18 protein-coding genes and 2 pseudogenes are annotated in these 19,210 nt (G+C 67.6%); 13 read left to right on the top strand and 7 right to left on the bottom strand.

What is annotated here, in order from left to right:
• Position 1 precedes the first annotated feature (1 nt).
• A complete protein-coding gene (locus MPLG2_RS04465) occupies positions 2–616 on the bottom strand; it encodes a dihydrofolate reductase family protein (RefSeq protein ID WP_105185104.1) in 615 nt (204 codons plus the stop codon).
• Positions 617–657: 41 nt separating this feature from the next.
• Here MPLG2_RS04465 and MPLG2_RS04460 point away from each other — a divergent pair, with 41 nt between their 5' ends.
• On the top strand, positions 658–999 hold the full coding sequence (locus MPLG2_RS04460; protein ID WP_197710081.1) for a type II toxin-antitoxin system VapB family antitoxin: 342 nt from the start codon (positions 658–660) through the stop codon (positions 997–999).
• A pseudogene (locus MPLG2_RS19815) lies at positions 996–1,307 on the top strand (PIN domain-containing protein); the annotation flags it as partial. The gene MPLG2_RS04460 and the pseudogene MPLG2_RS19815, both read left to right, overlap by 4 nt.
• A gap of 106 nt (positions 1,308–1,413) precedes the next feature.
• On the opposite strand, the gene MPLG2_RS04450 reads toward MPLG2_RS19815, so the two are convergent.
• Complete coding sequence (locus tag MPLG2_RS04450; protein ID WP_105185103.1) at positions 1,414–2,094, bottom strand: GNAT family N-acetyltransferase; 681 nt, start codon at positions 2,092–2,094, stop codon at positions 1,414–1,416.
• A gap of 77 nt (positions 2,095–2,171) precedes the next feature.
• Here MPLG2_RS04450 and MPLG2_RS04445 point away from each other — a divergent pair, with 77 nt between their 5' ends.
• Together MPLG2_RS04445 and MPLG2_RS04440 are read left to right on the top strand one after the other, a co-directional pair.
• Entirely contained in the window at positions 2,172–3,203 is a 1,032-nt protein-coding gene (locus tag MPLG2_RS04445) for an alpha/beta hydrolase family esterase (protein ID WP_105185102.1), read from the top strand.
• Between the two features lie 414 nt (positions 3,204–3,617).
• Complete coding sequence (locus MPLG2_RS04440; RefSeq protein ID WP_158680872.1) at positions 3,618–4,709, top strand: hypothetical protein; 1,092 nt, start codon at positions 3,618–3,620, stop codon at positions 4,707–4,709.
• Positions 4,710–4,719: 10 nt separating this feature from the next.
• Here MPLG2_RS04440 and MPLG2_RS19285 read toward each other — a convergent pair.
• Positions 4,720–5,041 (bottom strand): annotated as a pseudogene (locus tag MPLG2_RS19285) (SUMF1/EgtB/PvdO family nonheme iron enzyme).
• A 33-nt stretch (positions 5,042–5,074) separates the two neighbouring features.
• On the opposite strand from MPLG2_RS19285, the gene MPLG2_RS19280 reads away from it, so the two are divergent.
• Positions 5,075–5,479, top strand: a complete 405-nt coding sequence (locus tag MPLG2_RS19280) for a hypothetical protein (RefSeq protein ID WP_162497162.1) — start codon at positions 5,075–5,077, stop codon at positions 5,477–5,479.
• A gap of 7 nt (positions 5,480–5,486) precedes the next feature.
• Here MPLG2_RS19280 and MPLG2_RS04430 read toward each other — a convergent pair whose 3' ends face one another.
• The 4 genes from MPLG2_RS04430 to MPLG2_RS04415 are packed head-to-tail and all read right to left on the bottom strand — an operon-like array spanning position 5,487 to position 11,604.
• Complete coding sequence (locus MPLG2_RS04430; protein WP_158680871.1) at positions 5,487–6,911, bottom strand: MGDG synthase family glycosyltransferase; 1,425 nt, start codon at positions 6,909–6,911, stop codon at positions 5,487–5,489.
• Positions 6,912–6,934: 23 nt separating this feature from the next.
• Positions 6,935–9,811 (bottom strand): toll/interleukin-1 receptor domain-containing protein, encoded by a 2,877-nt coding sequence (locus MPLG2_RS04425; RefSeq protein ID WP_105185099.1) that lies wholly within the window; start codon positions 9,809–9,811, stop codon positions 6,935–6,937.
• Positions 9,812–9,856: 45 nt separating this feature from the next.
• Complete coding sequence (locus MPLG2_RS04420) at positions 9,857–11,083, bottom strand: phospholipase D-like domain-containing protein (protein ID WP_105185098.1); 1,227 nt, start codon at positions 11,081–11,083, stop codon at positions 9,857–9,859.
• A 26-nt stretch (positions 11,084–11,109) separates the two neighbouring features.
• Positions 11,110–11,604, bottom strand: a complete 495-nt coding sequence (locus tag MPLG2_RS04415) for a hypothetical protein (RefSeq protein ID WP_105185097.1) — start codon at positions 11,602–11,604, stop codon at positions 11,110–11,112.
• Positions 11,605–11,707: 103 nt separating this feature from the next.
• Here MPLG2_RS04415 and MPLG2_RS04410 point away from each other — a divergent pair, with 103 nt between their 5' ends.
• The 8 genes from MPLG2_RS04410 (at position 11,708) to MPLG2_RS04370 (ending at position 19,041) form a co-directional block, all read left to right on the top strand.
• A complete protein-coding gene (locus MPLG2_RS04410; RefSeq protein WP_197710080.1) occupies positions 11,708–12,499 on the top strand; it encodes a hypothetical protein in 792 nt (263 codons plus the stop codon).
• A 31-nt stretch (positions 12,500–12,530) separates the two neighbouring features.
• Entirely contained in the window at positions 12,531–13,160 is a 630-nt protein-coding gene (locus tag MPLG2_RS04405; RefSeq protein WP_105185095.1) for a DUF1345 domain-containing protein, read from the top strand.
• Positions 13,161–13,170: 10 nt separating this feature from the next.
• Positions 13,171–13,986 (top strand): MBL fold metallo-hydrolase, encoded by an 816-nt coding sequence (locus tag MPLG2_RS04400; RefSeq protein ID WP_105187461.1) that lies wholly within the window; start codon positions 13,171–13,173, stop codon positions 13,984–13,986.
• Between the two features lie 15 nt (positions 13,987–14,001).
• Positions 14,002–14,472, top strand: a complete 471-nt coding sequence (locus MPLG2_RS04395) for a hypothetical protein (protein ID WP_105185094.1) — start codon at positions 14,002–14,004, stop codon at positions 14,470–14,472.
• A gap of 27 nt (positions 14,473–14,499) precedes the next feature.
• On the top strand, positions 14,500–14,622 hold the full coding sequence (locus MPLG2_RS19625; protein WP_269459168.1) for a hypothetical protein: 123 nt from the start codon (positions 14,500–14,502) through the stop codon (positions 14,620–14,622).
• Positions 14,623–15,072: 450 nt separating this feature from the next.
• Positions 15,073–15,570: a tyrosine-type recombinase/integrase gene (locus MPLG2_RS04390; protein ID WP_105185093.1), complete on the top strand. Its 498-nt coding sequence runs from the start codon at positions 15,073–15,075 to the stop codon at positions 15,568–15,570.
• 1,127 nt (positions 15,571–16,697) lie between these two features.
• Positions 16,698–17,780: a tyrosine-type recombinase/integrase gene (locus MPLG2_RS04380; protein ID WP_197710079.1), complete on the top strand. Its 1,083-nt coding sequence runs from the start codon at positions 16,698–16,700 to the stop codon at positions 17,778–17,780.
• A gap of 271 nt (positions 17,781–18,051) precedes the next feature.
• Positions 18,052–19,041, top strand: a complete 990-nt coding sequence (locus MPLG2_RS04370) for an IS5 family transposase (protein ID WP_105185089.1) — start codon at positions 18,052–18,054, stop codon at positions 19,039–19,041.
• Positions 19,042–19,210 lie beyond the last annotated feature (169 nt).

Below are 19,210 nucleotides of genomic sequence, written 5' to 3'. Positions count from 1 at the left end.
GTCAATCCTGTCGTCCGGTGTCGACGGCGGCAACGGCTGCGCGCTCGACGGCGTATTCGGTGATCAGTACGCCCGTGGTGGTGGCGAGGCTGCGCTCGAGGGTGAGCTTCGCGCGCTCACCCTCGCCGAACAGCCTCGTGCCCGAGCCGAGCGCGATGGGGTAGATCTGTAGTGCGTAACGGTCGATCAGACCGGCCGCGTGTAGTGCTCCCACCAGTTCGCCGCTGCCCATGATCATCAGCTCGCCGGCGTGTCGCTGCTTGAGCGCCGCCACGGTATCGACCGCGTCGCCGGCGAGCAGACTGTTCGGGTGGGCGAGTTCGGTGCCTGCCGAGCGCGAGACGACGAACTTGGTCGAGGAGCGCAGCGAGTCGATGAACGGGTTGGGCCCGATGGACGACCAGTACCCCAGCACGTCCGCGTAGGTGCGGTGGCCGAACAGCAGTGCTCCTGGTTTGCTCATGCCCTCACCGGCGTACTGCATGAGCACGTCGTCTTGGTAGCCGATGCCCCAGCCGCCGTGGGTGAACCCGCCGCGGGTGTCTTCGTCGGGCCGTCCCGGGCCCTGCATGACACCGCCGAGGGTGATGCTCTCGAAAGCCGTGATCGTCGCCATTGCCCTGTACCTTTCCTGCCGCATCATGCGGCGTCACACCCATGACGATCGAGCCTGCGTGCGATGGACACCGGATCGTGACTTCAGATCGAGAAAAGCAAGGTGGAACTTCGAGGTCGACTTCTACCATCAGCCTCAACATCAAGAACGAAGAGATTCATTCTTGGGTGCGTCGCCTGGCCGAACTCACCGGGTCGCAGACCGCTGCCGTCGACGACGCCGTGCGGCATCGGCTCGCCGAGCTCGAGGGTGGGGCCGGTCGCCGAAAAGTGCGCATCGACGCCCTTGTGCACGCGATCCAGCTCGACCTCACCGACGTCGAACGCGATGCCCTGATGCGTGCCGACAACGAGCTCTACGGCGCGGATGGGCTACCGCGGTGATCGTTGACACGTCGGCGATCGTGGCCCTGCTACTCGGTGAACCCCAGGCCGGCGACATCGCGCAGTTGCTGGCCGACGGCCCGGCTCGCATGTCAGCGGCCACGCTTGTTGATCTGCACGCCGTGGCAGCGAACCGCCTCTCCCCCGTGCAGCAGCGACGGCTGGAGCGGCTGCTGGTCGAGGCCCAGGTCGTGATCGTGGCTTTCACCGAGGAACAGGCTGCGGTCGCCGCCCAGGCGCTACGCGATTTCGGACGGGGCAGCGGCCACCCCGCCCGACTGAACCTCGGCGACGCCTACGCCTACGCTGTGGCCGCCACCACCACCGAGCCGCTGCTCTTCGTCGGCGACGACTTCACGCACACGGATCTGGTACCCGCCCTCGAGATTGCTCAGCCGTCGCCCTCTAGATTGCTCAGTCGCCGGCATCGAGACCGATCAGCCGACGCAACGGTTCGACGCCCTCGACGCTCAGGTCAGGGCCCCGCACCAGCCCGGACGGGCTCAGCACGAACCGCTGCTCCGTCGCCGCCTCCTGCCCCGGCTCGGGCGCCGTGGCCGGCAGGGGCCGCGGCTTGCGGTTGGCGCCGTTGGCGCGGTAGCCCACCTTGCGGCTGACGGCCTGCGATGCCGGGTTGTCGCTGAACGCCGCGGACGTGACTTCGGCGAAGTCGAGATGGTCGAACAGCAGCGCGCACATGGCCTGCCGCATCAGGGTGCCGATGCCGCGTCCCTGGTGCCGTCGGCCCAGCCACGAGCCGGTTTCGCCGGTGCGGGTGAGCAGAAAGTCGTTGGTGGCGACACCCTGCATGCCGACCAGTTCACCCTCGAAGCGCACGGCGAGTTCGAGCGACCACGCCGCGGGCGAGAAGCCGGCACGAACACCCCAGTGGTACTGCAGAAAGTTGCGCTGAAAGTCGCCGTCGGCCCGCAACGTCCACGGCTGCAGAAACGGCATCGCGTCGGGCTCATGAATGCCCTCGAACGCCAGGTCGGCCAGGGCGATCAGCGTGGCGTCGTCTGCGCCCGACAACTCGATCGGGCCCGCGGTCACCCGCAGGCCCAACACCGGGTACGCCTCGGCCAGGGTGGTCATGGTCAGACCCTAAGCGTTGACGCCCTGAACCACTGCGGCGAACAATGCAGCCATTCACCCCGAACAAAGGAGTTCGAATGCGCACCACCGCTGCGCGCACGACCGGCATCGCGGTCGTCATCACCACTCTGCTCTTCACCACCCTCACCGCACCTGCAGTCGCCGGCACGACCGAGACCGGCGGGCACGGTCACTCGTGCCGACGCTCGCTACCGGCCGGCGTGCAGACGATTCAGGTCGCCTTCAAGGGCACCGAGTACCCCGTCCGGCTGGTCGTGCCGGACGGCGTCAGCTCGCGCACCGCGCTGCCCCTGGTGCTCGATCTGCACGGCAGCAGCAGCAACGGCGTCGCACAGGCTCCCATCAGCGGTCTCACCGAACTCGCCCAGTCGCAGAAGTTCCTGGTCGCGAACCCGTCCGGCGCCATCGCCCTGGCACCTCAGACGCCGCCGCTGCCCGACGGCAGTTGGGCCTGGAACGTGCCCGGCGTGCCGACCACGGCCGGACAGTTCCCACCTGCGGACGCCCGCGACGACATTCAATTCCTGGCCGGTGTCGTCGCCGCCGTCGACCGGCTCGCCTGCGTCGACGACGACCGCGTGTTCGCCACCGGCTATTCGGGTGGCGGCCGCATGGCATCGGCGCTGGCGTGCAACCTGGCCGGCACCTTTGCGGCCATCGCGCCCGTGGCGGGCCTACGGGCCGGACGCCCGTCGCCGGTCGACACCACCGTGCCCGATGTGGCGGACTGCACACCGCGCCGTCCGGTGCCGGTGATCACCTTTCACGGCACGGACGACTTCGTGAACCCGCTGCCGGGCAACGGCGACCTTCGCTGGGGCTACGCCGTCTCACTGGCGGTGCAGACCTGGGCGCGCCTGAACGACTGCCGTCAGGGGCCCGCTGCGACCACCGTGAGCGAGCACGTCACCCAGTTCAGCTACAGCAGGTGCCGCGATCGTGCCGACGTCGTGTACTACCGGGTCACGGGTGGTGGCCACACCTGGCCGGGCACCGACGTCGACCTGAGCCCGCTGGGCGTGACCACGCAAGAGATCGACGCAACTGCGCTGATGTGGGCGTTCTTCAAGTCACACCCGAGGCGCTAGCCGTGTCGAAAGAATGTGCGCAGCTCTGAACTGAAAAACGGCACAGAGTTGTCGTAACGACCAGCCGCCGACTGCGGCGCACTGTTATGGTCGACCCCTTCGGCCAGGGGGGACGAACAGATGTCGAAATCGACGAGCACGCATTCGACGCGCGCTGAACAATGGGCGGCACGCGAGAATGCACGCCGTTTTGAGGAGAATCGACGCGCAGATTTCGTCTGGGCGCGTGCTGACGAAGAGTTGCGCTGGATGATTGCGACGGGCCGATCGGGCAGGGGTTCGTCTACCGATCAGTCCGGTGGCGGCTTGGTGTTGAAGCGCGGGGAGTCACTGCTGGGCGGCTTCGGCGATTGCAGGCTGATCGAGGTTAAGCGTGCGCCGGGGGTGCGATTGAATCGGTCGTCGGGTTTCTCGGTGCGGCTGAGCCGTAACATTCGAGTCGGCGTCGGCGGCTCGCGCGGCAGTTACGTGCCCGGAGCAGAAGAACTGCGCGTCACCGATCAAGGGCACGTCGCGATATCGAATCGCCGGGTCGTGTTTCAGGGCGGCCTGAAAACCCGTGAGTGGACTTTCAGCAAACTGGTCGGCGTACAACACGACCCCCAACGTCCGATCTCACTCATTCAGGTGACCAACCGCCTAAACGTGTCGGGCATCTCATACCCGGCCGAACAGGCGGCTCAGGTGCGTTTCGTGCTCGAACTCGGGGCAGCCATCGAATCGGGCACCGTGCACCAACTGGTGTCGTACGTCGAGGGCGAGCGGGCCCAGCACGCCCGAGTGCGGCCCGTCCCGCTGCCGCCGGTGACCGCGGCGGACGCCCCCTCGGTTGCGGCGCGGGTGGGCGCGGGCGCGAAGGCGGCGCTGACGGGCAAGCCCGGGCAGAGCCGACGCCGACGAGTCATCCACACCGCGATCGCCGGCGGCGCCGCTCTGCTGCTGCTGAACGCGGGTGTCGGCGCCATGAACGGCTCGTCTGCTCAACCCGCCGTTGGGCTACCCATCCCTGCCGCCACGACTGCCGCAGCACCCACACCCACGGCGAGCACCGCGGTTACGCAGTCCGCACGTGCGACCGCCACCCCCACCAGCCCGAAGCCGAACCCCACGCAGACGATTCAGCCAGACGTGATCGTCAAGAAGGTGAAACTGGGCGCCAGGCCGGTGGCTCCCAAGCTGCTGCCGACCCACGGAACGCCCGTTCGGGTCGGAGCCATCTGTCGAGACGGCTCGCATTCCGACGCCACCGGACGGGGCGCTTGCTCGTGGCACAAGGGCGTACGAACGTGGCTGTATGAACAGCCCTACTGGGTCGCCGAGAACAAGGCGAAGAACGCCGCCCGCATGAAGAAGTACAAAGCGGCCCTCAAGACCTGGAACGCCCAATCGGAGCGCAACAAGCTGCTCACCAACTACCCCTGCAGCAAGGGCCCCTACCCCAAGGGCAAGGCCGGCTACGCGCCGTGGCGCGACACCAATCACAACGACATCGCCTGCGACCGCTAGTCGGTGAGCCTCAGCGGGCAGCCGTCCTGAACCCCGCGTTGCCCATCGACGAGTCGGGGGTGTTCGACGACCGCGCCGCGTTGCGGTAGCGGTTGCAGTACGACGCGTGGCACAGGTAGCTGCCGCCGCGCGGTGCCCTGCTCGGGGCCGCGCGGGTCCGTGGCTGCCGGCAGCGCGTAGTAGCCGGAGTTGAACCAGTCGGAGCACCATTCCCACACGTTGCCGATCGGCTGCCATAACCCGTAGCCGTTGGGGGTGAAACTGCGCACCGGTGCGGTCGTGAGCCAGCCGTCGTCAAGGGTGTTGTGGGTCGGGAACGTACCCTGCCAGATGTTCGCGCCAGTCGCCCACGTCGGGTTGCGCTGATGGGTGCCGGTCAGGGTCTCAACCCCGCGGTGAACCGTCCGATCGTGATGTCGGTGGTCGAGCCGCAGCTGCGCGGCCAGGCGTTCGCGATCTTCCTGTCCGTCTTCCAGACCATCGGCTGGGCCCTGTTCAGCTACGGCGCGGGCATGCTGGCTGTGCAGATCGGCATTCAGGCGTCGTTCAACATCTTCCTGGTCTGGCTGATGCTGATCAACGCGGCCTTCCTCGGCCTGCTCTTCCTTTGCTACCGCAAGGACGTGCTGAAGGTGCGCTCGGCGATGCTCGCCCTCGGGTACCTGGGCGTGGCGCGGTGGACGCCGCGTGAGCTGCCCCGGCTGATCGGTGGCCTGTGCACCGCCGCGATCGGCGTGCTGATGATCGCGCTCAAGGCACTGATCCACTGACCGCCGCTCAGGCCAGGCCGAACTCGCGCGACCGGGCGCCGTGCAGCAGCCACCGTCCAGACACGGCGAGGTCGATGTTCTCGGTCTGCCACCGCAGCCGCTTGAGGCTCGAGCGCGACACCATCACGCTGCGCGACCAGGTGCTCACGCCCAGCGTGGCGAGCTGGCCGCGGGTCATCACCGCCAGCGAGCCGCCGGTCACCGGGTCGGTCAGGGTCTGCAACTGCTTGGCGGGTTCGAGGTCGACCACGGCGCTGCCGTCCTGGCTGGCCTGCAGCATCGACTTCTGCGCGTCGCGGCTGATCCACAGCGGCGGCGTGAGCAGTTCGAGCGACCCCTCGGCCACGGTTTCGCCGGCGCGTGGACGACCCACTCGCCGCGCATTGGCGGCCATCGCGGTGATGCGGTCGGGGTCGGCGAGCAACCTGTCGATCTTGTAGCCCACCGTCGCGGGGTAGTTGCACCGAATCGCCGCACCCTCTTCGAGCAGAAAGTCGGCGTTGCGCATCTCTTGGCCGGGTATCGGGTTGATGATCACCATCGGCAGTCCGGCGGCCATGCATTCCGACGACGACAACCCGCCCGGCTTGCCCACGAACAGTGTGGCGATGCGCATCAGGTCGGCCATGCGCTCGGTGAACCCCAGCACCCGAAAACGTTCCGGACGCAGCGACACCAGGCCCTCGACCTCGGCCCGCAGTTCGTCGTTGCGGCCGCACACCACGACGGCCTGGAACGGCTGCTCGCAGCGCAACACCTGGCGCACGATGTTGAGGGTGTAACTGCCGCCGGACGCGCCCGCCGACACCAATACCACCGGCAGGTCGGGGTCGAGCCCGAACGACTGCCGGACGGCGGCGGTGTCGACCGCCTCGTCGAGGCCAGGTCGCACCGGAATGCCCGACACCCGCACCCGGTCGAGCGGCACGCCCAGCCGCACCATCAGCTCCCGCGACTCGTCGCGGGCGACGAAGAAGTGGGTGAACGGCGAGGTCAGCCACAGGCCCTGAAAGTCGTAGTCGGTGGCCACCAGGGTGAGCGAGCTGCGCAGCTGTCGTCGGGCCAGCATCAGCGCGACCAGCCGGGCCGGCAGGTAGTGGGTGCAGATCACCACGTCGGGGTCGAACCCGCGAATGCCGCGCACCAGGTCGGTGGTGTTCAACTGGTCCCACCACCGCACCAGCGGGGGCAGGTTGAACGGGGCGTCCTGGCTGTCGTAACCCCAACCGACCACCCAGGGCACCTCGGACACCAACGTGAAGTACGCGTCGTCGTAGAGCTTGGCGAACATCTCGTTGGTGGTCTCGAGAATGTCGATGCGCTTGACGTCACCCGCCTCGGGAATGTGGTTCAGCGCCCGGTCGATCGCGCCGGCGGCTTGATTGTGGCCGGCGCCGACACCGGCGGCGAGAATCAGGGTGCGCAGCGCCATGAGTCGATGGTATTGCTCAGCCCTCATCGGCATGCCAGCTCGTCGGGTAGGTCGTCGCCCACCAGCCGAACCCAGTCCTGGCCGCTGACGCTGCCGCCGGCGTCGAGGCACAGCTGTCGCACGATGCCGCCGACCTCCAGGTCGCGAAACGTGAGCACGGCGGTGGCGTCCGACACGCCGAAATAGCCCGACAGCAGCAGGCTGCCGTCGCCGCTGAACGCATAGGCCACCGGCTCGCCCTGCAGCACCGGTGCCGGCGCAAGGGTGACCACCGGTTGCAGTGTGGTGAGGTCGAACAGTTGCAGGCCGCCGCGGCCGGGAAAGCCGACCAGCCCGCCCGCACCGACCACCGGCGGCGTGCGCTGGACCGATCCGGTGCTGGTTCGAGTGCCCGTGGTGGTCAATCGAGCGGACGGGCCGCGGCCGGCATCGGGCATCACGTCCACCGCGCCGTCGGCACGCGCAACCAGCAGCGTGCTGCCGGCGAACGCGAGATCGTCGCGGTCGTTCCCGCGCGACCACGGCTGTTGGTGCACCACCTCGTTCGTGGTGACGTCCAGCACCCGCAGCGAGGGGGTGCCGCTGTCGCCGTACGACCTGGTGCTGTCGAGCAGCGCAAGGTAACGGCCGTCGGCACTGAACGCCCCGGTCTCGAAGCCGAACCCTTCGACGAGGGGGTTCGTCTCTGCCAACAACCGACCGGACGGTGCCTCGCGGGTCTGCACCCGGCCGGTCGAGGTGGCGATCAGCACCCGGCCGTCGCCGCGCGCCTGGGCCGCGACCGGCCGCTCGACCGCCTCGTCGTCGTCATCGATCAGGCCGAGCCGCCACACCCGCACCCCGTCCGGCACGTCGACCGGCGCCGGTCCCCCGGCCGGGTCGAGCACCAGCACCGTGTTGTCGGCGAGCCAGAGCGGTCCGTAACCGCTACCGACGGCACCGTCGATCGGCAACTCGACGGCGTCGAGACTACGTCCGGGGCGGCCGGGCACGGCACGCAGTTCGAGTCGGCTCTGCTCGTTGTCGAACACCGCAACGGACGCACCGTCGGGCGACACGGCCAGCGCCGACGAACGCGGGTCTTGGGCGTATTCAGCGACCACCGCCAGGCGGCGTCGCCCCAGGGGCGCGCTGGCCAGGTCACGCCCGGGGCTGCCGAAGTCGAGCACCGCCAGGTCGCCTCGTGAGGCGACCACCGCCCGTTGGTTCGACACGAACTCGATGGCCGCGGCGGCGCCCAGCCCGTCGATCGGAGTGGCCGGAAACCAACCCGCGAAGCCGTTGCCCGCGGCGTCCAGCGTGGCCGCCGCCGAGACGCCGCCCTGTGCGTCGCTGATCAGCAACCGGTGACCGTTGGGACTGATGGCCATGGCCAGCGGGTCGGCCACCTGCACGGCTGCGGAACGGACGGCACGCTGCCCCGACCCGGCCCTGGCCGTCGAGAACGCCCGCACCTCGTGCTCGCCGCCGATCGGAGCCCTGATCAGCCAATCGACCCGCGCCGACGGGGCGTAGACGGCGCTCATCGGCACCCAGTCGGTGTCGCCGACCCGGCTCGCGCCGCCGGTGGCCAGATCGAGGGTCAGCCAGTGCGCGTCGGACGACACCAACCGCAGCCGGTAATCGTCCAGCAGGGCCAGCCGGCTGGTCTGGTAGGGGTAGACGAGCGCCTCGTTGGGCTTGGGTCCGAGCGGGTCGGCACGGCTGATGAGGCGCTTGCCGGTGCCGGCGTCGAACACCTCGATCGCCCGAACGTCGGCTCCGGTCAGCACCGCCACCCGCCGGCCGGACGGCGACAGCGCGATCGCCTCGATGGTGTCGTCGGCCACCACGTCGAGTTTCCGCGAGCCGGCGGCGGCGACCACCCACACGTCGGCCCCGGCCTGCACCACCAGGGTGCCGCCGTCGGCGTTGGCCCGAAGCGCGGTAACCGTGGCGGGAGCGGTGAAGCGCAGCAATGGCAGGTCGCCCCGGTTCAGCCCCACGGTGAACACCCGGCCGTCCTGCAGCCCGACCGCCACCACCGACGACCCGACGCCCAGGCTGCTGATCGCCACGTCGAACGGCACCACGTACTGCACGGCGGGCGACGCGCCCGCCGCGGTCAACAGGGTCTGCCGGGTGATCGCCGAGGCTTCGGTCTGGTAGGCCTGAACGGCCATCAGTTGCGCATTGCGTAGGTCGGTGGGCAGCAGTCCGGTCGCGATGCCGGCCAGCTGCCGCGAGCGCAGCGTGACGGACTGCCGCAGCACCTCGTCACGTTGCCGCACGGCGATCACGGTGGCGACGACAGCCGTCACCAACAGCAGGCTGAGCACCGTGATGGCGGCCCGCGACAGCAACCGCACCCGACGGTGCTGCTTGAGGTCTTCGCCGATCAGTTCGTCGCGCGGCACTGCGCGAATCGGCGCCGACAGGTCGGCCAGCGCTTCGTTGAAACGGGGGTCAGCGGTGCCCGCCGGCGCATCGCGCAGCCAGCGCAGGTCGAGCCACCGGGGTTCCTCGGCGAAGGCGGTGCGCAGGCAGGACGGCACGTCACTGTCGGCGGTGAAGGCGCTCGCGTCGTCGTCCCAGGCCAGGCGGCCGTCGTCCTGCACCAGCAGCACCGAACCGGCGCCCTTGTGCTGCAGCCACCAGGCGACCTCCTGGTCGACGTATTCGGACGCCGCCGCGGCCGGGCTGAGCAGCACGATCAATTGCCTCGCCGAGCCGAGCCCCTGTTCGATGGCGGTCCACAGGGCCGGATTGGTCGACAGGGCCGTGTTGTCGCGAAACACCCTGATCGCCCGGCGCTGCCGCCACGGCCGGGCGAAACGCTCCAGACCACGCTGCAGGGCGATCGCGGTTCCGTCCGATTGCGCGTGCGAGTACGAGATGAAGGCGTCCCACCCCGTAGCCATGCGCGCATTGTCGACCCGGCGCACCACCGGGCGGAAGGGCGCTGGTCACGCGGCTTTGGCAGCCGTGCTGTGCTTGGCGATCACCATGTCGACCCAACGTTCGTAGGTCTGCACCGTGGCCGGGTTCCAGATGCGCACCGACAGCTCGTCGTTGACCCCCTCGGGGGTCTTGGTCAGCGCCCGTCCGGTGAGGTTGTGCGAGCCGACCAGGGCGATCTTGATGCGCTCGCCGGCGGTGTTCCAACCGTCGACGGTGGTGATCTTGGTGTGCAGATCGCTGCCTCGCGCCGCGCGCAGGAGAACCTTGCCCGGGCCCCCGCGAAGCAAGTCCGTAACCACGACCCGGTCCCACCCGCCCATTCGTGCCACCACACGCAGGTCACAGCCCTGTTCGACCAGCTCGCGCATGCGTGCTGTGACGTATCGGCGCTCCGCGGTCAAGAACAGGTGGGCCATCCGGATCACGGTGCGTCTGTTGCCGTGGACGCATGACACATCGTTCAACACCGCAAGAATCGGGTCGTGGGCCGGTCCGCCCTTGGGTAGCGGATAAGTGCGAACGAAGGTGCCTGCGGTGAGCGCGCTGCGGCTGAGCCTGCGCGGGTCGGTGACCCCCTGGCGCATCAGGGTGAACTGACGCCGCAGAAAGTCGTAGAGCCGTTGGTCGCCGGTCGTGATCAGCGCCTCGTTCGCCTGGTCGCGTCCGCTCGCGCTGGTGAGGTTGCCCGACGACACCCACACCACGGGGCCCGCCCCGTCGCGCGCAGTGACCAGCAGGAACTTCGAGTGCATGCGAACGCCGCCGGGCCGCACCACCACAAACGACTTGCGCGTCATATCGGAACCCAGCCCAGCAGTCAGAATGCGAACCTCCCTACTGCGAGCTCCCTCGCCGTTCAACAGAACGCGAACTGCGACACCGCGACGGCGGGCCCGCACCAGGGCGTCGGCCGTGCCGGGGTAGGTGAGGTTGAACATCGACAGGGTGAGGGTCTGGCCCTTGCGGGTCTGCTTGATGATCGCCAGCGCCGATCGGGCCACACCGTGCACCTTGCCGGCCCTGCTCGACCACGGGTCGCCCAGCACGGCCTTCTGGGTGACGGCCTTGGGCAGCCCGGGCAGGGCGGCCTCATCGTCGGGTTGAGGGGTCGGGGTCGCGGGGGCACTCGTGGTGGGGGTGGACGGGCTGGGCTGCGACGTGCCGGTGCAACCGGCGAGCGCCACCAGCAGGGCAAGCACGCCCGCAGCGGCGCGTGTGCGCAGCCTGGTCACCTGTCCCCCACTCGTCGCGATGCCGTCTAGTGCGATGCGGCACCGGGTCGCTGATCGGGCTCCATCATGAACTCCCACGCCAAGCCGTGGGCCAGCACCACCAGCAGAATCAGCGCCAGGGCGACCAGTTGCAGGGGCGGCTGGCCGGTGGGCGCCGACAACGTCGGAACCACGGCCAGCGCCAGGATCGCCGCGTACAGCACGGCGACCAACCACCGGAACCGACGAAACAGCCCGCGCGGGGCCGCACGGTCGAGCGCCAGAAGCGGCCAGGTATTGACCAGCCCCACCACCGCCGCGGTGGCGAAACTCACCCGCCACAGCAGCGGGCTGCCGGGGTCGACTTGGGCGAAGGTACTCATCAGCCCGGGCAGCAGAAACGACAGGTACACCCCGCCCGCCAGGCGGCGGGCCTTGGCGTCACGCTTCCACTCCGGGTGGCGTTCGACCACCGTCCACCACAGGCCGACCAGCGTGAAGCAGGTCACCGCCATCAGCGAGTAGAAGCCGGCCAGGTCCATGGCCCCACCGTCACACGGCGGGGACGGCGCCGTCCACCCCAGTGCACGATTCGCCGTTTCGGGTGGGGCTGCGCGTGCGGCACCGTTGGCTACCCTGTTTTCGATGGCAGAAACAGGACTTTCCATGACTTCGCGCTCCGACCGCCTGCGCCAGTGGGCCGTGACCGTCGGCTTCGTCGCCGGCTTGATCGGCACCCTGGCCGGTCTCGGCATCATCGGCACGCAGGTGCAGAACAGCGCCGGTGGCGCCCTGCGGGCCGACGCCACCCTGCTCACCCCGGCATCGCAGGCCTTCAGCATCTGGTCGGTGATCTACGTGGGCCTGGTCGGGTACGTGATCTGGCAGTGGCTGCCGGCCCAGGCGCACTCGCGCACGGCTCGCGCCACTGGCTGGTGGGCGGCGGCTTCGTTGTTGCTGAACGGTGCCTGGCTGGGCGTTACACAAGCGGGCTGGCTGTGGGTCAGCGTGCTGGTGATCGCCCTGCTGGCCTACGTGCTGGGCCGGCTGTGCCTGAACCTGGTGGGGCACGGCCCACACAGCCTTGCCGAACTGCTGGTGGTGTACGTCACGTTCGGGCTCTACCTGGGCTGGGTGTGCGTGGCCACCGTCGCCAACGTGACCGCCGCCGCTGTGGGCACCGGTGTGCGACTCGGCGCCGCCGAACGCATCGTCGCGGTGATCGTGCTGCTGGTGGCCGGGGCCCTCGGGGTGTTCCTCAGCCGGCGCATGCCGGGCCAGTACGCGATCGGGGTGGCGATGGCGTGGGGGCTGGCCTGGATCGCGATCGGACGGCTGCTGGTGCAGCCCCAGTCGCTGGTGGTCGGCACCGTGGCCGCGGTGGTGGCCGCCGGAGTTCTGGCCGCGCATCTGCTGAGCGCGCGTGTGCGGGCCTGACCCCGTGCCGTCCGGTGGTTCACTGAGCCCCATGAAGCTTCGCCCGGCCTGGCTTCGATCGGTGGTCGCCGCGGTCGTCGGCGTGATCGTGGCCGTGCTGGTGTGGCCGTGGCTCGGGGTGGCGGCCGTTGCCGCGGGTTGGGTGGGCTTCTGCCTGACTTTCTGCGTGCGCACCCTGATGGCGCTGTGGCCATTCACACCCGAGCAGACCCGCGAGCACGCCACGATCGAGGATCCGAGCCACGCGGCCGTAACCGCCACGCTGATTCTGGCGTCGCTGGCCAGCGTGGCGGGGGTGGGCTTTCTGCTCGCCGGCGCCCAGCACGTGGCCAGCACCGCGGTTGACGCCACCCTGGGCGCGGTGGTGGTGGTGAGTTCGTGGGTGCTCGTGCACACCCTCTACACGGTGCGCTACGCGCGGCTCTACTTCACCGACCCCAAGCGCGCCGGCGTCGACTTCAGCGGCGACGACCCCGACTACCACGACTTCGCCTACCTGGCCTTCACCTTGGGCATGACCTACCAAGTCAGCGACACCACCCTGCAGACCCGGGTGGTGCGACGGGCGGCGCTGGGCCACGCACTGTTGTCGTATTTGCTCGGCGCCGTGGTGTTGGCCTGCACCATCAACCTCGTGGTGCAACTGGCCTCGCAGTCGTAGCGTGGTCGGCATGCCATGGATCTGCCGCACCTGCGGCGTCGAACAATCGCCCGCCGACCAGCCCCCCGCGGCCTGCGCGATCTGCACCGACGAGCGGCAGTACGTGCTGCCGTCCGGGCCGGCGTGGACGACCGCGAGCGAACTGGTTGACGCGGGCTTCGGGCTGCGCGTGGAAGAGCTCGAGCCCGACCTGTGGGGCTTCACCGCCGAGCCGAAGGTGGGCATCGGGCAGACCGCGCTGCTGGCCAGGACGCCCGGCGGCCACCTGCTGTTCGACGTGCCCCCGTTCGTGGCGCCCGAGGCGCTGCGGCTGATCGGCGAGTTGGGCGGGGTCGCGGCGATCATGGCCAGCCACCCGCACATGTACGGCTCGCAGGTCGCCTGGAGCCACGCCCTGGGCGGCGTGCCGGTCTACGTGGCCGACGCCGACCTGGCCTGGGTGCAGCGCACCGACCCGCTCCTCGTCTCGTGGTCGCAGCCGTTCGACGTGCTGCCGGGGGTGCCGGCGCGACAGGTCGGCGGGCACTTTCGCGGCCAGACCATCGTGCGGTGGCCCGGGGCGGACGGCGCCGGGGTGCTGCTGGTGGGCGACGCGTGCTCGGTGCGTCCGGACGGCAACGTGTCGTTTCTGCGCAGCTACCCCAACCTGATTCCCCTGTCACCGCGGGCAATCGGGCAGATCGTGGCCGGCTTCGACGCCTTCGACTACGACCGGCTGTACGACAACTTCGCCGGACGGCTGGCTGCCGGCGCCGCCAACATCGTGCACTTCTCTGCCGATCGGTACGTGGCGTGGATCACGGGGGCCCACGACGACCTCGTGTGAGGTTAGGTTCGGGGCATGCACGCTCGCTCGGTTCTGCTCGCAACGGTCGCGTTCGCCCTGGCGAGCTCCGGCTGTTCGGCACCGGCGATCGGGCAGAACCTGGGCTCCATCGGGTACGTGCGCGACAAGTCACCGACCAGCGCACCGGTCACCTGGGTGCATGCGGGCAGCGACATCGAACCACTGATCTCCCTGGTGGCAGGCCTGGGCGACGATGCGCTCACCCAGCGGCTCCGGGGCGTTGATCGGGCCAGCCAGGTGGTGGTCACGCTCTACTACGACGCCTGCGCCAAGTCGGAGCCGTCGCTGTTGACCGTCGCCTACGGGGCGACGCAGAACCGCAACTGCGTGCGCGCGGTCGACACGCTGGTCAGTTTCGCGGTGCCCCGCGATCGACTGCCCGACCCCACCACGTTGCGGGTGTGTGAGCGCAGCATCACGATCGGGCGCGACGGTGTGGGCGGTGAACCCATCGGGCTCTGCTGACCCCGCCGATGCGGCTACGGTGACGGCATGGTCGAGTTGCCGGGCGGTTTGGGTGTGCTGCTGCTGGCGTTCATCATCAGCGTGGGTGCACGTCGACGGCGCCGGGCCCGTCTAGCATCCGCCGTGCTCGTGCCGCGCGAATCGACCTGATCTGCCGCGGTGTGCGAGGGTCCCCTTCGGCTTCGGCCTCCCCGAGCACGACCGCCCTCAAGTGCCGCCCTTCGTGCGCGTCGGACTCCGGTGAGAGGACCTGGCCGGGAGCCCTTCGGGCGGAGCTTGGCAGCGCACGATGACTTCCTCTAGCCCCAAAGTTGGAAAGTCTGAGATGCACAGAAGATGCAAAATCGTGGACCAAACTCCCCGAACTCGCCATATTCCCTTGTCATAGGGGAATTAGCAATGGCTCCCCCGCCTGACTCGAACCAGAATCGGGGGGTGACTTCCCCGTCTGGAACAGACCTGGTGAATGGTGCTTTCACTAGGTGTTTCGGTGAACAGATGGGGAGAGTTCGAGGTTGGACGAGTTGGCAGATTGTGGCCAAAATGGGCTACCTTGGTGCACGTATGGTGCACGACTGGGTCCATTAAAGGAGTGCTTCCATGTCGCAGCGGCGGGGTTTCGGGAAGCTGCGCAGTCTGCCGTCGGGCAGGTACCAGGCCAGCTACATCGGCCCCGACCTGCGGCGCCATAACGCGCCCACGACCTTCCAGACCAAACTCGACTCCCAGGGCTGGCTGCGCGATGAGTATCGCATCATCGAGCGGGACGAGTGGACCGCGCCGACGGCGCGATCGCAGGTGAAGTACCGACCCGGATCCACGTTGGATGATTTCGCTACAGGGTGGTTGGAGACCCACAAGCGCAGTGACGGGCAACCGTTGAAGGCGCGGACGCGCGAACACTACGGCAAGCTTCTGCACGGACGCATCCTGCCGCACCTGGGCAATCTGCCGATGCGGTCGCTCACCGAGGATCGGTTGACCCAGTGGCTCGACCGTGAACTCCGGAATACAAATGGTTGGGGGAAGCGGTCCAATGCCAATCCCATGAGGGGCCGACACGTCACACGTGTCTGGTGGCACACCCGAGCTCGTTGATACCGCGAGCCAACAGCGACCAGAGAAGAATATGATGAGTTCACTGACAGGCCTTTCGCCCAAACCGTCACTGTTGGCCGAGGGTGGTAGTCTGTATGAGTTCGAAACCGCCCACGGGACCGTTCTTTTGCATGAGGTGGATTGTGTCGAAATCTCGTATTTTCCGCGTACCGCAACCCTAGTCATCCGATTTGAGTGGGATCTGGACAGCACGGTCGGCCCCCCTTCACCGGAACTTGGGTGTTTTACGCTTGAGTTCAACAACGTCTCTATTCAGAGTTGGTCGTCCTATTCCAAGGAGATCCAGAAAGATTCGCTCCAGAATAGTCAGATTCGGTCGTTTACTTGGGACTGCACCTATCTTTTCGAAATGGAACTTGCTGACGAGAAGTTCTCGTTTATGGCGACTAGATGCTCCATCCAATGTACTGAGATCGAATAAGGTTTCCACGGTGCGGCCGCGGCCGGAGGCGTTGCCTTGCGCGCAGGTGGCCACCGCCACCTATTGCCGATCTGGGCGTGGTGGACTTATTCGTGACGGGCAACGGGTTTGTGTTCTTGTCGTAGGTCCTTGTTCGACGACTCTCGCATCTAGGTCGACATGTGGTTGTCGAACACGCATACACCCACCAAAGGAAGCACTTTCAACGTGAAGCCTACCGCCGCGTATCCCCGACCCCGCCATGATGCCGGCGCCTTGCTTTGAGCGGCGCCAACTACGTCCGGCCCTTCGTGGTCGACGTTGGTGCACGATTGGTGCACGAGGGGAGTGTTTGGCCTGAGGTGATCACCCTGAAAATCCTAGTCAGGGGCTGTTTGCAGTAGGGCTCCCCCGCCTGGACTCGAAACTGTACGGTCCCCGGACTCCCCCGACTGGCCGAACCGGCGATTCACAACGTGCTGACTAGGCCTTAAGCGGCACAGTAACGCGACAGGACGATCGCGCACAAGTAGGCAAAACTAGCCAAAGATGGGCTGTTATATTGCCCATATGTTGCCCACGGTGGGCTCCATTGGAGGGTTCAGAGATGGCAGGACGCCGAGGTTTCGGCAGGGTCCGAAAGCGCGCGAGCGGGCGATGGCAGGCCGGTTACATCGGCCCGGACCTCGCGACCCACTATGGCCCGGTGACGTTCGAGCGAAGGCAGGACGCCGAGGCGTGGTTAGCGGCCGAGTCCCGGCTGATCGAGCGAGACGAATGGCGGCCTCCGAAGATCAGAGCTGCTTCCAAGCACGCCTCCGGCGAAACCTTGCGAAGCTTTGCGCCCTTGTGGCTGGACACTCATCGTCGCAACGATGGCGAGCCGCTGAAGGACCGCACCCGGGAGCACTACGAGTGGCTGTTGGATAGCCGCCTCTACCCTACGTTCGGCGACCTCCCTATGCATCTCATCACCGAGGACGAGCTGACCGCCTGGCGCGAAGGACTGCCGAAGACCCCGACCGCCAACGCGCACGCCTACGCGCTACTGCGCGGCATCCTCAAGACCGCCGCCAAGAAGGACCGCAGGATCGACCCGCCCGCGATTGAAGGTGCAGCGAAGGCAAAGACCAAGCACGAGACCGAGCCAGCGACCCTGGATGAGCTCGCGATCATCGTGGACAACATGGCGCCCAAGTATCGGTTGGCGATCCTGCTCATGACGTGGTGCGCTCTCCGGTTTGGCGAGGTCGCCGAGCTTCGACGCCAGGACGTGAGTCTAGGCACCGGCAAGGTCCGTGTGCGGCGCGGCGTCGTACGCGTCTACGGCGAGCGCCGGGTGACTACTCCGAAATCTGGCGCAGGTGCGCGGGACGTGACGATCCCGCCCCACCTGGTGCCGCTCGTCAAGGCGCATCTGGACGAGCACGCTCAGCCGGGACCGTCCGGGCTGCTGTTCCCTGGCGCCAACGGCGCTCAGGTCTCTCAGTCCACCCTGAACGGCAAGCCGGGCCGTCGACGCATCATCAAGGGGCGCATAGTCAACGAGTCTGCTACAGGGTTCTGCAAGGCGCGGGAAGCCGCTGGAAGGCCCGATCTCCGGTTACACGACCTTCGACATACCGGCGGCACGTTGGCGGCCCAGACGGGTGCGACGCTGGCAGAGTTGATGCAGCGACTCGGGCACTCGACGCCGAGCGCGGCCATGCGATACCAGCACGCGGCGAAGGATCGGGACAAGGTGATCGCCGAGGCGCTGTCGGAGATGGCGGCGAGTCAGAATGGATGAGACAACGGTCATCCAATGGCAGGCCACCGCAGTTGCACGGTGCCGCTTCCGCCCGCGTTCATGAGCCGACAGGGCTGGCGGATCGTCATTATCATCCGGCAGATCCTGGCGGACATGATGGCTGGCGTCCTAACTGACCAGTGCGACGCCGCGCCGAGACTCTCCTGGCCGCCACCCCACGGCCGGGCGACCTCTCTAAGGATGCGCTGATCTTTGTGGTGTGCGGTTCGGTGGCTGGCTTCGGCTGTTGGGACGCGAAATTGTTGGGGGTATGGACAGCGAGCAGCCTTCTTTCGCCGATGTCGAGTACGGCTATCGGCGGCGGGTGTCGAAACGTGAGCAGTTCTTGGAGCAGATGGAGGCCACGATCCCGTGGCAGGTGTGGATCGATCTGATCGAGCCGTACTACTACCTGGACCGGCCAGGTAAGACGGGTCGGAAGGCGAAGCCGCTGGCGATGATGCTGCGCATGTATTTGCTGCAGGTTTGGTTCAACCTGTCCGATGAGGGGGTCGAGGACGCGATCTACGACTCGTTCGCGATGCGCCGGTTCCTGGGTGTGGACTTCACGGTGGAGCAGGTGCCCGACGCGACCACATTGCTGCACTTTCGTCACCTGTTGGAGAAGCATCAGCTTGGCCAGAGGCTGCTGGCGGCGCAGAACGACCTGTTTGAGCGTGAGGGTTGGATCATGCGGGGCGGGACGATCGTGGACGCCACGATCATTGCGGCACCGTCGTCGACCAAGAACGCCGCCGGTGCCAGGGATCCCGAGATGCACCAGACCCGCAAGGGCAATCAGTGGTACTTCGGGATGAAGGCCCACATCGGTACCGATGCCGGCACCGGATATGTGCACTCGGTCACCGCCACCGCGGCGAACGTGTCCGATATCACCGAGGCTGTCCATCTGATGCGGCCCGATGACACTGCCGGGTGGGGCGATGCCGGTTACCTGGGTGTCGACAAACGCGAGGAGATCACCGGCGATCCCCATCTCGCCGGCGTCACCTGGCACATTGCAGCCCGCAAGAGCCAGTTGGCGAGGATGCATCCTCATGAGCGGGCGATCGAGTCCCGCAAGGCCGGGGTGCGGGCCAAGGTCGAGCACGCGTTCCTGATCGTCAAACGAGACTTCGGGTTCACCAAGACCCGCTACCGCGGCCTGGCGAAGAATCTCCATCATCTCCACGTCGCGTTCGCGTTGGCGAACTGGCTGATGCGGGCACGTGCCGTCGCTCTCACCATGGCGGCGGCATAGCGTCAGCCTGCCCGAAACCGCCCTAACAGGCCCCCCGCAGCGAATCGATCAGCCGACAACGCCCACACCCAACCCCTCCAAGAGCACGATCGCCGCGATCACCGTCACTCACGCCACGAATGGCACATTGATCAGCGGTTCCCTAAGGCCGGCGATCGCGGTCAACCTG

This window comes from Micropruina glycogenica (genome assembly GCF_900289045.1).
Classification (GTDB): domain Bacteria; phylum Actinomycetota; class Actinomycetes; order Propionibacteriales; family Propionibacteriaceae; genus Micropruina; species Micropruina glycogenica.
Note: the sequence above shows the minus strand (reverse complement) of the source record. Positions and strands in the feature narration are given on the sequence as shown.

What these genes read in the sequence shown, in the direction of transcription:
- MPLG2_RS04460 (WP_197710081.1), top strand. Translation starts at nt 658, where the DNA reads ATGACGATCGAGCCTGCGTGCGATGGACACCGGATCGTGACTTCAGAT.
- MPLG2_RS04450 (WP_105185103.1), bottom strand. Translation starts at nt 2,094, where the DNA reads ATGACCACCCTGGCCGAGGCGTACCCGGTGTTGGGCCTGCGGGTGACC.
- MPLG2_RS04390 (WP_105185093.1), top strand. Translation starts at nt 15,073, where the DNA reads ATGTCGCAGCGGCGGGGTTTCGGGAAGCTGCGCAGTCTGCCGTCGGGC.
- MPLG2_RS04425 (WP_105185099.1), bottom strand. Translation starts at nt 9,811, where the DNA reads ATGGCTACGGGGTGGGACGCCTTCATCTCGTACTCGCACGCGCAATCG.
- MPLG2_RS04410 (WP_197710080.1), top strand. Translation starts at nt 11,708, where the DNA reads ATGGCAGAAACAGGACTTTCCATGACTTCGCGCTCCGACCGCCTGCGC.
- MPLG2_RS04405 (WP_105185095.1), top strand. Translation starts at nt 12,531, where the DNA reads ATGAAGCTTCGCCCGGCCTGGCTTCGATCGGTGGTCGCCGCGGTCGTC.
- MPLG2_RS04445 (WP_105185102.1), top strand. Translation starts at nt 2,172, where the DNA reads ATGCGCACCACCGCTGCGCGCACGACCGGCATCGCGGTCGTCATCACC.
- MPLG2_RS19625 (WP_269459168.1), top strand. Translation starts at nt 14,500, where the DNA reads ATGGTCGAGTTGCCGGGCGGTTTGGGTGTGCTGCTGCTGGCGTTCATC.
- MPLG2_RS19280 (WP_162497162.1), top strand. Translation starts at nt 5,075, where the DNA reads ATGGGTGCCGGTCAGGGTCTCAACCCCGCGGTGAACCGTCCGATCGTG.
- MPLG2_RS04395 (WP_105185094.1), top strand. Translation starts at nt 14,002, where the DNA reads ATGCACGCTCGCTCGGTTCTGCTCGCAACGGTCGCGTTCGCCCTGGCG.
- MPLG2_RS04400 (WP_105187461.1), top strand. Translation starts at nt 13,171, where the DNA reads ATGCCATGGATCTGCCGCACCTGCGGCGTCGAACAATCGCCCGCCGAC.
- MPLG2_RS04415 (WP_105185097.1), bottom strand. Translation starts at nt 11,604, where the DNA reads ATGGACCTGGCCGGCTTCTACTCGCTGATGGCGGTGACCTGCTTCACG.
- MPLG2_RS04430 (WP_158680871.1), bottom strand. Translation starts at nt 6,911, where the DNA reads ATGGCGCTGCGCACCCTGATTCTCGCCGCCGGTGTCGGCGCCGGCCAC.
- MPLG2_RS04465 (WP_105185104.1), bottom strand. Translation starts at nt 616, where the DNA reads ATGGCGACGATCACGGCTTTCGAGAGCATCACCCTCGGCGGTGTCATG.
- MPLG2_RS04370 (WP_105185089.1), top strand. Translation starts at nt 18,052, where the DNA reads ATGGACAGCGAGCAGCCTTCTTTCGCCGATGTCGAGTACGGCTATCGG.